This window comes from Bradyrhizobium sp. dw_411 (assembly GCF_018449695.1).
Taxonomy (GTDB): Bacteria; Pseudomonadota; Alphaproteobacteria; order Rhizobiales; family Xanthobacteraceae; genus Bradyrhizobium.
In genome coordinates this window covers 119,740-131,372 of sequence record NZ_JAAVUY010000001.1, presented here as the reverse complement: position 1 = coordinate 131,372, position 11,633 = coordinate 119,740, and the positions used below count along the sequence as shown (strand labels likewise).

General features: G+C 61.9%; 15 protein-coding genes. 5 read left to right on the top strand and 10 right to left on the bottom strand.

Annotation, left to right across the window (positions count from 1 at the left end; all coding sequences use genetic code 11):
* Window positions 1-147: 147 nt before the first annotated feature.
* The 8 genes from HB676_RS00585 to murJ form a co-directional block, all read right to left on the bottom strand.
* Window positions 148-843: an HAD family hydrolase gene (locus HB676_RS00585; protein WP_213735709.1), complete on the bottom strand. Its 696-nt coding sequence runs from the start codon at window positions 841-843 to the stop codon at window positions 148-150.
* Window positions 844-856: 13 nt separating this feature from the next.
* Complete coding sequence (locus HB676_RS00580) at window positions 857-1,306, bottom strand: Fur family transcriptional regulator (protein ID WP_213735708.1); 450 nt, start codon at window positions 1,304-1,306, stop codon at window positions 857-859.
* Between the two features lie 46 nt (window positions 1,307-1,352).
* Window positions 1,353-1,859 (bottom strand): ribosomal protein S18-alanine N-acetyltransferase, encoded by a 507-nt coding sequence (rimI, locus tag HB676_RS00575; RefSeq protein ID WP_213736095.1) that lies wholly within the window; start codon window positions 1,857-1,859, stop codon window positions 1,353-1,355.
* 5 nt (window positions 1,860-1,864) lie between these two features.
* Window positions 1,865-2,560 (bottom strand): tRNA (adenosine(37)-N6)-threonylcarbamoyltransferase complex dimerization subunit type 1 TsaB, encoded by a 696-nt coding sequence (gene tsaB, locus HB676_RS00570; RefSeq protein ID WP_213735707.1) that lies wholly within the window; start codon window positions 2,558-2,560, stop codon window positions 1,865-1,867.
* A 111-nt stretch (window positions 2,561-2,671) separates the two neighbouring features.
* Window positions 2,672-3,241 (bottom strand): NifU family protein, encoded by a 570-nt coding sequence (locus HB676_RS00565; RefSeq protein WP_213735706.1) that lies wholly within the window; start codon window positions 3,239-3,241, stop codon window positions 2,672-2,674.
* Window positions 3,242-3,368: 127 nt separating this feature from the next.
* Entirely contained in the window at window positions 3,369-3,863 is a 495-nt protein-coding gene (locus tag HB676_RS00560) for a universal stress protein (RefSeq protein WP_213735705.1), read from the bottom strand.
* A gap of 105 nt (window positions 3,864-3,968) precedes the next feature.
* Window positions 3,969-5,021 (bottom strand): tryptophan--tRNA ligase, encoded by a 1,053-nt coding sequence (gene trpS / locus HB676_RS00555; protein ID WP_213735704.1) that lies wholly within the window; start codon window positions 5,019-5,021, stop codon window positions 3,969-3,971.
* A gap of 69 nt (window positions 5,022-5,090) precedes the next feature.
* Entirely contained in the window at window positions 5,091-6,650 is a 1,560-nt protein-coding gene (murJ, locus tag HB676_RS00550; protein WP_213735703.1) for a murein biosynthesis integral membrane protein MurJ, read from the bottom strand.
* An 82-nt stretch (window positions 6,651-6,732) separates the two neighbouring features.
* On the opposite strand from murJ, the gene HB676_RS00545 reads away from it, so the two are divergent.
* Window positions 6,733-7,734, top strand: a complete 1,002-nt coding sequence (locus HB676_RS00545) for an adenosine kinase (protein WP_213735702.1) — start codon at window positions 6,733-6,735, stop codon at window positions 7,732-7,734.
* Window positions 7,735-8,153: 419 nt separating this feature from the next.
* A complete protein-coding gene (locus HB676_RS00540; protein ID WP_213735701.1) occupies window positions 8,154-8,495 on the top strand; it encodes a hypothetical protein in 342 nt (113 codons plus the stop codon).
* 58 nt (window positions 8,496-8,553) lie between these two features.
* On the opposite strand, the gene HB676_RS00535 is transcribed toward HB676_RS00540, so the two are convergent.
* Window positions 8,554-8,973, bottom strand: coding sequence for a hypothetical protein (locus tag HB676_RS00535; protein ID WP_213735700.1), 420 nt, complete (start codon window positions 8,971-8,973; stop codon window positions 8,554-8,556).
* 76 nt (window positions 8,974-9,049) lie between these two features.
* Here HB676_RS00535 and HB676_RS00530 point away from each other — a divergent pair, with 76 nt between their 5' ends.
* The 3 genes from HB676_RS00530 to HB676_RS00520 are packed head-to-tail and all read left to right on the top strand — an operon-like array spanning window position 9,050 to window position 9,899.
* Window positions 9,050-9,280, top strand: coding sequence for an AbrB/MazE/SpoVT family DNA-binding domain-containing protein (locus HB676_RS00530; protein ID WP_213736094.1), 231 nt, complete (start codon window positions 9,050-9,052; stop codon window positions 9,278-9,280).
* Window positions 9,277-9,681, top strand: a complete 405-nt coding sequence (locus tag HB676_RS00525; protein WP_213735699.1) for a PIN domain-containing protein — start codon at window positions 9,277-9,279, stop codon at window positions 9,679-9,681. The genes HB676_RS00530 and HB676_RS00525 overlap by 4 nt, the downstream gene beginning before the upstream one ends.
* On the top strand, window positions 9,678-9,899 hold the full coding sequence (locus HB676_RS00520; protein ID WP_213735698.1) for a hypothetical protein: 222 nt from the start codon (window positions 9,678-9,680) through the stop codon (window positions 9,897-9,899). The genes HB676_RS00525 and HB676_RS00520 overlap by 4 nt, the downstream gene beginning before the upstream one ends.
* A gap of 414 nt (window positions 9,900-10,313) precedes the next feature.
* On the opposite strand, the gene HB676_RS00515 is transcribed toward HB676_RS00520, so the two are convergent.
* Complete coding sequence (locus tag HB676_RS00515) at window positions 10,314-11,504, bottom strand: serine hydrolase domain-containing protein (RefSeq protein ID WP_213735697.1); 1,191 nt, start codon at window positions 11,502-11,504, stop codon at window positions 10,314-10,316.
* Window positions 11,505-11,633 lie beyond the last annotated feature (129 nt).

Genomic DNA, 11,633 nt, shown 5'->3' with positions numbered 1-11,633 from the left:
GAATGCTGGGTCGAAATGGCGCCATTGCGGCGCAAGGCTCGATTATAGGCTGCTCAATTATAGGCTAAAGGGCGGGAAATCCAGCTTGATAGGGGTCATTCCGGGGCGATGCGCCAGCATCGAGCCCGGAATCTCGAGATTCCGGGTTCATCGCTGCGCGATGCCCCGGAATGACGGAGAGGGCGCGTCAATCAGTCCCGGCAATTGCCGCATATCGTCAAATGTCAGGGTGGCTCCCGCGGCGCGCAACGTATCGCCGTACCCCGGCCGGCAATGCGTACCGCCGTGAAAACCGAAAACGGCCATTCCGGCGGCCAGTGCGCCGGTGATGCCGGCGATGCTGTCTTCGATGACCAGACATCGCTCCGGTGGCGTGGCCATTTGCGCCGCCGCAAACAGAAACAAATCGGGCGCAGGCTTGCCGTGCTGGACCTGCGAGGCAGAGAAAATGTTGGGTGCGAATTTATCGTAGAGTTTCGCCCGGCCGAGACTGACGCGCATGCGTGCGTGCGAGCCGCTTGATGCTACGCAGACCGGCTGCGCGATCGCAGCGAGCGCCTGATCGATGTGCGGCATTGCTTCCATGGTCGTTGCAAACGACTGAAACAATTCGTCCTGCAATTGGGTGTGATAGTCGTCAGACAGGCTGCGGCCCAATTCGGCCTCGACCTCGAGATGGGCCTGGCGCGAGGACCGGCCGAGGAAGCGGTCGAATACCTGTTCGGTCGAGATCGGGTAGCCGTGGCGCGTCAGCACTTCCGCATGCACGCGGCATGAGATGACTTCGCTGTCGACCAGCACGCCGTCGCAATCGAAAATGATGAGATCGAATCGTGATGTCAAAGGCGGGGCGCTATCAAGACTTGTCGTCGTCGAGCGGAACGCAATACAGCTCCAGCCGATGATCGACCAGTTTATAGCCGAGCTTGCGGGCGATCTCGGCCTGCAGTTTCTCGATCTCCTCGGAGGTGAATTCGATCACCTTGCCGTCGCGCAGATTGATCAGATGGTCGTGGTGGCTGTCGCGCATCTGCTCGTAGCGGGCGCGGCCCTCGCGAAAATCATGCCGCTCGATAATGCCGGCGTCCTCGAACAGCTTGACGGTGCGATACACCGTCGAGATCGAGATCTTGTCGTCGACCGCGACGCAGCGGCGATACAATTCCTCGACGTCGGGATGGTCCACGGCTTCCGCCAGCACGCGCGCGATGACGCGGCGTTGCTCGGTCATACGCATGCCGGTGGCGGCGCAGCGCGCTTCGATACCGGTGGCCTTCAGCGTGGGGCTCGATTTCAGGGCGGTCATGGTGTCCGGGTCCGGATAATGAGCCTGTTCTGCCACTGAGCGCGCGTCACGACAAGTCGCGGCGCATCAGAAGTGCGTTCAATTGTTCCCCGCCAGGCTGCTGGTAATAGCGTTCCCGGCGTCCAACAATGCCAAATCCGGCCCATTGATAGAGCCGCCGCGCCGGCTGATTATTTTCCTCGACTTCGAGGAACACCGTGCGCACGCCGCGGCCGGCGAGATGGCCAAGATGCGTCAGCAACAGGTCGCGGGACAGGCCACGGCCGCGATGGCTTCCGGCCACCGCGATGGAGAGGATTTCCGCCTCATCGGCCGCCATGCGCGATACGGCAAAGCCGATCACCTTCCGCCCCATCCGCAGGCGATGAACCAGTGTGTTGCGCTCGGTCAGCATGGTCTCGAATTCGCCCTCGCCCCAGCCGCGATGAAACGACGCGCCGTGAATCGCGGCGAGGACGCGCGCGTCGCGCAGGGCGGCGGGCTCGATCGCCGCGGTGCCGCCGCGCCATAATCCGCAGAGCCATAACTTGGAAAGCCAAGACTTGGAGAGCATTGCCATCATGAAGGCCGCACGGCTTTCGGCAGCGGGTCTTTCAGTGAAGGTTTGGCATCGGGTGCGCGCAGATAAAACGGGCGGGCGGGCGCGGCGTTCGGACTGACCGCCGCACCAAGCCACGCCACCCAGGCAATGTCGGGCGCCGGTTGTGGATCGACCGTGACCGGCGGTGGCGCCTGCGCGGGCCAGCGATCGGCGAGAATTTTGGCGGCGTTGCCGACCAGATGCGGCGAGCCGAATCGCGAAGCGTCGAGCGCCTCTTCGACCGATGCGACGCATGGGCGGATCAGCGAACTGCCATTGCCGCTGACCGCCTGCAGATAGACATGATCATGGCGCGCATCGATCGCGGAGATCACCGGATGTTCGCCGTTCTGGCTGACGATGGGCGCGGCATAGGCCGTCAGCGTCGGCAGCCCGACCACCGGCTTGTTGGCCGCCAGCGCAATGCCGCGCGCGGCTGACAGCCCGACCCGCAATCCGGTAAAGCTGCCGGGCCCGGTGGTTACCGCGATGCGATCAAGCGCGGCAAAGCCGATGCCGGACGCCTCGATGACGCGCGCGATCAGCGGCATCAGCGCCTCGGCATGGCCGCGCTTCATGGCCTGCGATTCCTGCGCGATCAGTTGGCCGGCCTCGGTATCGAGGACGCCGGCGGCGCAAGCATCCAATGCGGTATCGATGGCAAGGATCAGCATGGGGCCACGTATAGCAGCCCAAAATCGTCACGTCACAATTCGTGAGGCCGGGTTCTTCCTTATCCTCCCCTCCAGGGGAGGGTGAAGGTCAGCGCCTCATCAGGTCATCAATCACATCGGCCGGACTTCGACCACGTCGGGCACGAAATGCTTCAGCAGGTTCTGGATGCCGTGCTGCAGCGTCGCGGTGGAGGACGGGCAGCCGGCGCAGGAGCCCTTCATGTTGAGATAGACGACGCCGTCCTTGAAGCCGCGGAAGGTGATATCGCCGCCGTCATTGGCGACCGCCGGGCGGACGCGGGTTTCGATCAGGTCCTTGATGGTCGCGACGGTTTCGGCGTCGGCCTCGTTGAAGAACTCGTCTTCTTCGTCGGCGGCTTCGTCATTGCCGGCACTGCCGTCGGCGAGCAGCGGCGCGCCGGACATATAGTGCTCCATGATGGCGCCGAGGATCGCCGGCTTGAGATGCTGCCAGTCGCTGTCGTCCTTGGTGACCGTGACGAAATCAGTTCCGTAAAACACGCTGGTCACCCCGGACACGCCGAACAGTCTTTCGGCAAGGGGCGAGCGCGTCGCGGCCTCGCGATTGGCGAATTCCATGGTGCCGCCGTCGAGCACGGTGCGGCCGGGAATGAATTTCAAGGTGGCGGGATTGGGCGTGGCTTCGGTCTGAATAAACATGGTTTTCTCCGGCGTCGCCGGTTCAAGGCCGGCGCGTAAGCTCTTCTAGCAGATGGCGATGGCAAACGCACGATCAAGGGGCGCAGGGCAGCAGTTCCCAAGCCGCATCAAGGGCTTCGGGACCGCTTTAAGACAGCGCGTCGATCTCGACGTCGGTCAGCTCGCCGGGCACGATGATGACCGGGATCGGGAACGCGCCGACCACGCTGGCCATCAGGGTGATGATCGGGCCGGGGCCCTCGGGGCCGGGATTGGCGGCCAGCACCAGCATCGCGATATCGACGTCCTGGTCGATGATGTCGAGGATCTGTTCTGTCGGGTCGCCCTCGCGGATCACCCGTTCGGGGGTGATCGCGGCGATGCCGTTGGCGCGGCCCGAAGCGCGGTCGAGCGCGGCATTGGCTTCCTCCTGCGCTTCGGCCCGCATGATGTCGGCGACCCCCAGCCATTGCTGGTTCTGATCCTCGATCTCGATGAGGCGCAGCATCACCACGCCGCCCCCAACTCGGATGGCCCAGCGGCTGGCATAGTAGACCGCGCGGTCCCATTCCGCGGTGTCGTCAACGATGACAAGGCATTTTGGCTTGTGACCGGTCTCGTAGCTTCGTCGCTGGGTGGTCATGCATGTCCCGAGGCTGCGCCAGGCAGGCCATATGCTGCCACGGCGCAGCCGTCCCCGACAAGCGGCGTCGCAGGCGCCAGATTTTTTTAGAGTGCGCTGCGGAAATTAGCGCTTGCTCACGAAGCCGACGATGTCGGTGACGGACTTCATGGTCTCGTTGGCGATGGCGCGGGCGCGTTCGGCGCCCTCGACCAGAATGGAGTCGACATGGCCTGGGTCCGCCACCAGCCGCTTCATTTCCGAAGCGATCGGCGCCAGCTTGGTGACGCATAATTCGACCAGCGCGTTCTTGAAGTTCGAGAACTGCCCGCCGCCGAATTCGCCGAGCACCTCGGCCTTGCTGCGGCCGGACAGGGCCGCGTAGATCCCGACCAGATTGTCGGCTTCCGGGCGGGTTTCGAGGCCTTTTTCTTCTGATGGCAACGGCTCCGGATCGGTCTTGGCCTTGCGAATCTTCTGCGCGATGGTCTCGGCATCGTCGGTGAGATTGATCCGCGAATTATCCGACGAATCCGACTTCGACATTTTCTTGGTACCGTCGCGCAGCGACATCACCCGCGTCGCGGGACCGGTTATCAGCGGCTCCGGCTGCGGAAAATACAAGCCGTCGTCAAAACCGTGACCGCGGATCGAGTCGCCGAAATCATTGTTGAATTTTTGCGCGATATCGCGCGCCAGTTCGAGATGCTGCTTCTGGTCTTCACCCACAGGCACATGGGTGGCGCGATACAACAGAATGTCGGCCGCCATCAGCACCGGATAATCATAGAGACCAACCGACGCATTCTCGCGATCCTTGCCGGCCTTTTCCTTGAACTGCGTCATGCGGTTGAGCCAGCCGATCCGCGCCACGCAATTGAAGATCCAGGCCAGTTCCGCATGCCCGGAAACCTGGCTCTGGTTGAACACGATGTGCTTTTTGGGATCGATGCCGGCAGCGATAAAGGCCGCAGTCACTTCGCGGGTATTGCGCGCGAGTTCCGCAGGGCCGCCCCACACCGATACCGGCTGCGTCAGCGCGTGCATGTCGACGACGCAATAGAGGCAGTTATGCGTCTCCTGCAACTTCACGAAGTTGACGATGGCGCCAAGATAATTGCCGAGATGCAGATTGCCCGTCGGCTGGACGCCTGAAAAAACCCGTTCAACGATCGCCATGGCCAGCTTTCCTGTTTCGCGCCGTCCATTGCCGATAGGCGCGACGCGCCGTCCCATGCCATGTGAGGCTCAGTCGCGCAAGCCGGAGCCGGTGGTTTGGCGGACCGCGTTAACCACCTCATCCCTGCGGATCACACCGAAAAAGCCCAGAAACAGACCGTAAATCGCAATCCCCCCCGTGATCAGCAGCGCCACGAGAGCGCCCTGCACGATGCCGTGCGGGTTCGCGCTCGATGCCAGCATACCTGGCGCCGCCAGCCACAACAGCGCCCCCATGATCAGTGCGGCCAGCACGATCCGCGGCAGCCGCCGGCGTGCGGACGCGTCGATGGCGAAACCGAATTCAACCGCGCCATGCCGGATCAGGCTGGTCGCGCTGCTCCAGGCGCCGAGCGCGATGCTGGCGGCAATACCACCAGCGCCATACACATGACCTAGGATCACCGCCAGCACGATCGCGACCACAAATCCCTTCAACGTCGCGAACAGCGGCGTCATGGTGTTGCCGCGCGCGAAGAAGGCCGGCGACAACGCCTTGACCAGCACATGCGCGGGCAAGCCGAACGCCAGCCACATCAGCGCGTTCGCGGTGGCCATGCTGTCGGCAGCCGTGAACACGCCGTGCTCGAACAATAGCCGCACCACGGGTTCGCTGAGCACGGCCAGTCCCAGCGTCGCGGGCAATGCCAGACCAACCGCGAGTTCAAGGCCGCGCGACTGCGCATGAGCCGTCGATTGCGGATCGTCGATGCGTAACGCGCGGGTCATTTCCGGCACCAGCACCGTGCTCATCGCGACGCCGACAATGCCGAGCGGCAATTCGATCAGGCGATTGGCGAAATACAGCCACGACACCGCCGAGGGCGACGACGATGCGATAATCGCGCCGCCGACAATCAACAATTGCGGTCCGGCGCTGGCGACCATGCCGGGGATCGCCTTGCCAAGAAAGCCGCGCATGTGCGGATCGAACGCAATACGTAGTGGTGTGGCGATGCCGCCGCCGGGGCGCAATACGAGAATCAGCAATTGCGCGAGCCCGGCGATGCCGACCGTCGCCGCGACCACCAGCGCCGCCGTCGCCGCATCGCCGCGCCAGCCAAACAGCACGATCATGACCGCGATCAGCGCGATGTTGAACAACAGCGGCGAGAACGCGGTCAGCGCAAAGCGCGCCTGCGCGTTCAACAGCGCCATCATCACGGTGGCCGGGCCGGCGAAGGCCAGATAAGGCAGCATCAGGCGCGCATCGTCGACGGCAAGCTGCAATGTCTCGTGTCCGGCAAAGCCCGGCGCGAGCGCTGACATGACGAACGGCATCAGCAACCCGATCGCGGCCGTCACCACGATCAGCGCCGCGCTGATGGTTCCGAGTACGCGTCCGGCGAAAGCGGCTGCGGCGACCGCGCCTTCGGTTTCGCGCACGCGCAGCCAGGCCGGCACCAGGGCCGCGTTCAGCGCCCCCTCGGTCAACAGCCGCCGCACCACATTGACCAGTTGAAACGCGACCAGAAAGGCATCCGCGACCGGGCCGGCGCCAAGCAGCGCCGCGATCATGGCGTCGCGCGTGAAACCCAGCAGCCGTGAGGCCAGCGTGCCCGTGGACACGGTGAGAAAGGAACGGATCATGGAGGCTTCTATATCAGCGGCGCCTGTGATAGGCCGCAGCCTTTCGGTGTGGCCGGAGACGGTCGAGGAACGGATTGAACGAATGGCTGAGGCAAAATACGACGTTCTGGGTATCGGCAATGCGATTTTCGACGTGCTGGTGCAGGCCGACGAGGGTTTTTTGGCCGCGCACGGCATGGCCAAGGGCGGCATGGCGCTGATCGACGAGGCCCGCGCCGAATCGATCTACCGGGACATGGGCCCGGCCACCGAAATGTCCGGCGGCTCGGCCGCCAACACCATTGTCGGTATCGCCAATCTCGGCGCCCGCGCCGCCTATGTCGGAAAAGTCCGGGATGACCAGATCGGCCGCCTCTACACACATGACATCCGCGCCGCCGGCGTCGCGTTCGAGACCAAACCGGCGGCGGATGGGCCGGCTACCGGCTGCTCCTACATTCTGGTGACGCCGGATGGCGAGCGCACCATGAACACCTATCTCGGTGCCGCGCAGGAACTGATGCCCGCCGATATCGATGCGGCGCAAATCGCCGCGTCCGCGATCGTCTATCTCGAAGGCTATTTGTGGGATCCGGCAAGCGCCAAGGAAGCCTTCGTCAAGGCCTCGAAGATCGCGCATGACGCCGGCCGTCAGGTCGCGCTGACCCTGTCGGACGCCTTTTGCGTCGGCCGCTACCGCGGCGAATTTCTCGATCTGATGCGGGGTGGCACCGTCGATCTGGTGTTCGCCAACGAAGCCGAACTGGGCTCGCTGTACGAGACCGCGGATTTCGACGCAGCCTTGAAGCAATTGCGCAACGACACCAAACTCGGCGTGGTGACGCGCAGCGAAAAAGGCTGCGTGGTGGCGTCGAAAGAGGGCGTGGTTGCAGTGCCGGCGTTTCCGGTCAGCAAGATCGTCGACACCACAGGCGCCGGCGATCTGTTCGCCGCCGGTTTCCTGTTCGGCCTCGTGCGCGGCGCCGGCCATGAAGCGGCCGGACGCTTGGGGGCTTTGGCCGCCGCCGAAGTGATCCAGCACATCGGCGCGCGGCCGCAGACCTCGCTGAAGGAACTGGCGCAGGAGAATGGGTTGCCGGTTTAGGGGCACGTCTTCGCGAGGCGCGATCTATCATCCGTCATGTCCGAGCTTGTCTCGGGCATCCACGTCTTAATCCAACGTACTGCCCCAAAGACGTGGGTGGCCGGGACAAGCCCGGCCATAACGAATCATGAGCGTGAACTCTGTTGTGGACTAACCTTGGCGGTTACGACTTGGGTTAACTTCGGGGTCTTTCGTCGCCACAATCTGTAGCTGTATCGAAGACGGAGCGCTATTGCACGACCGCTAAGGGTCAGCGTACGATCAAACGTATTCATCCATTGGGCCGGTCCCTAGAAGACGCGGATGGCGGACTTGCCTAGCTCAACCGTCTCACTATTGGCGCTCATAGTCGCTATCCTCGCGCTAGCGGTGTCAGCGCTCACGGCGTGGCTCACTTTGTTGCGCAAGGTGAGGTTCGGATGACACAGCCCACGATTGTCCCGGAAACCGGTTTAGCAGCCAATCATCATTTTTTGCTGCCTGCAGACGGCACGTCTTTTCACTTTTCCCCGGGCCAATATGTTTTAGAGGTTTTCATAACAGAAATCGGAGCGCGGGAGGCTCGGTCAGTATTTAAAGTGAGCCTTGAAATCACGCCCGAGAATTATAGACAACTCAATCAACCGGATCATGGGTTGTATTTCGATTGGGGGCCGGATGCCGGGCGCTATTTCGCTCATAGTCGCCCGCCAGCGAAGACAGAACCCCCGGCGTTTGTTCGCGAGATGTTTTCTAACGAAGAAGCAAGCGCGGAAGAATGATGCAATCTCTGATGGTTGCCGGTCTGTCGCTTTTCGGTGTGCTGATCGAGGCAGGCCTTCAATATGCTTTGGGCCGGCCTTGCCAGCGGCTGATAAAGACTTCGACAGCCTTCGGTGTTTTTTGTTTCCCCGATCGGGGCAGACTAGCTAGCGGGTTGAACGGGTTATGCACAAACCCATGAAGATCGGAGTGCTTTTCCAAGAATATTTCTGATTTTTGGCGTTCGCGGGGGAGCGCGCACCGCACTACCGCAAGCAATTGCCGTACGCCCGTCGAGCCCGGCAGCAGCAGGCATTGACCACTCACACTCAGACTCACATCAGAGTCTTCTTGGTGCCGATGGCAGCGGCGGGACGCGTTACCACCCTTCCTTGAACTGTCGCTGAAATAATCGGTTCGCCATGCAGTGCCGGACATATCAAAATCAAAAACATCAGTTCGCAAAGATACGCCGTCGAGATTGCCGCGCAGCCCCAAACGCCTGCCTTTATGGATGATCTTGCAAAGATATCATTGAAATGATATCATCTCGGAGTTCACCATGGAGGCTGCGATGCAGGTTTCGAAATGGGGCGATAGCTTGGCCGTCAGGCTACCCAAAGCGCTGGTTGAAAAGATGGGCCTTCGCGCCGGCGACGAAATCAACATCGTCGATGTGGCCGAACGAACGCTGGTCGTCCAGAAGGAAGACCGGCGCAAGGCGGCGCTCGAGCGTCTGACTTCCCTCAACTGGACGCTTCCTCCCGATTACAAATTCGATCGGGACGAGGCGAACGAGCGGTGAAGGCTTTTTTCGATACCAACATTCTGGTCTACACCGCGACCTCCGATCCAAAAAAGCAGCGGGCCGCCGAATGCCTAGCGTGTAGCGGCATCGCAAGCGTTCAGGTGCTGAACGAGTTCGTGCATGTCGCGCGCCGCAAACTTCGCCACGACTGGCCGCAGATTGAATTCGCGCTCGGATTATTTCGTGCCTCGCTCGACGATATCGTGCCCGTCACGCTGAACACCCACACCGGCGCTGTGCTGCTTGCCCGCGAACATGGTCTGTCGTTCTATGATGCGCTGATCGCCGCCGCCGCGATCGAAGCCGGTTGCGACACGCTGTTCAGCGAGGACATGCAGCACGGTCGCCAAATCGGCGGGCTCACAATCGTCAATCCATTTCTCACAAAAGCGCCGTGAATACGAAATTCCCGCTGCGCCTAAAAACTAATTTCCTCAGCCAATTCAACGTGATCCCATCAGTCCAGATGGATCGCAAAAAATATTCTGCTTTTCGCAGCCCCCAAATCATTGGCATCTTGCGGCCATCCCGTCCCTCCAGAGGGGCGTTCGCGATCGTCACTAACGCGGGATGGGATGCGGTGGACGCGGATGCGCTTTTGACGAACGGCGCGTGAGGCGGACGGCGAAGTCGTGTGGTCCTGACACCCCGACGCTGGTGTCAAGTTGCGTTGGATTTATCCGCGCAGCGACGGTGGCAAAAAAGCCCGGTCACCGGGGAGAGCGCGAAATAAGCCGTAAAACCATTGCGCAGGGAAGGCCGGATTGCCTCCGCTGACCTGTATGCTCGTGTGCGTTTTTTACACCCATTTGCACGCGAGACCGCGGGTGCAGCGCGCACCCGGTCTTCCCTGCGCCCTCTGATTTCAAGGCGCGAAATTTTACGCAAAACCCGGGCGCATGGCGCCGCGGGAACGAGAATTCATGTCCATCATCGTCATTGCGAGCGAAGCGAAGCAATCCATGGCCACACCAAGGAAGAATGGATTGCTTCGTCGCAAGTGCTCCTCGCAATGACGGTCGCTGGCCTCTCACGCCGCTCTTTGACCCGCCGCATCGAGTCCGGCGTAGACGCCTTTCTCGAAGCCTGCGAACGCTTCCAGGCATTTCTTGTCGGCGAATGGCAGCACCTGCATCAGGATCACGCCGGTGACGTCACGCGACGGATCGATCCAGTAATAGGTGTTGGCGAGGCCGGCCCAGGCGAGGCTGCCGGGGCTGCGGCCCTCCGGGGTCTTGGCGGTGTTGATCAGGAACGACAGTCCCCACTTCTTCACCATGCCGGGATAGAGATCGACATCGTTGGTGGCGAAGGCGACCGCCGATGTCAGCTTGGTCATGTTGATCTCGCCGATATGGTTCTGCCCCATCGTGGCAATCGTTTCCGGCTTCAACACCTGATTTCCGTTGCCGCGTCCCTTGTTGAGGATCATCTGGGTGAACTTGATGTAATCGCCCGCGGTGCCGTAGAGGCCGCCGCCACCCATGTGGAATTCCGGCTCCTGCTCGAGTTCGAACGGGATCGCCGCCAGCGATCCGTCCTCGCCGCGGGCATGCATGCCGACCAGCCGTTGGCGTTGCGCCTCGCCGATCTTGAATCCGGTATCGGTCATGCCGAGCGGCGCAAATATGTGATCGCGCAGATAGGCATCGAGCCGCTGGCCGCTGATGGCCTCGATCGCCTTGCCGATGAAATCGATATTGGTGCCGTATTCCCAGCGGGTGCCGGGCTCGGACATGATCGGGGTCTTCAGCGCGGCGTTCTTGCAGGAGGTGATGCCGGGGGTGCCGGTCTTCTCCAGATATTTCACCATGTCGCCGTTCCACATATCGTAGCAGAAGCCGGCGGTGTGGGTCATGAGATGACGCAACGTGATCGGGTTCTTCGCGGGCCGCAGCTTCGGCTCGCCCTTGGCGTCGAAACCTTCGAGCACTTGCGGCGCGGCGAGATCGGGCAACACCTTGCCGATCGGCGCATCGAGCGAGAGCTTGCCCTGCTCGACCAGTTGCATGCCCGCGGCCGAGGTGACCGCCTTGGTCATCGAGGCAATCCAGAACACGCTGTCGGCGGTCATCGGGGCGTCTTTGGACAGGTCGCGTTTGCCGAACGCGCCCTGATAGATCACTTCCTTGCTGTTGGCAGCCATCGCAACAACGCCGGGAATCTCCTTGGCGTCGCTTTTCTCACGCAGAATCTGATCAATCTGAGCTTTGCTATGCATGGGGTCACCTCCGGTTTATTTTTTTGTAGTCTGCAATCCTCCTCCCGGCGGCGGCTTCCCGCAAGCGGGACTCGCTTTGGTTTCGGTCGCAGCCTTGTGATCGCCAGCCCGGCAGGGAAAGGCGACCGA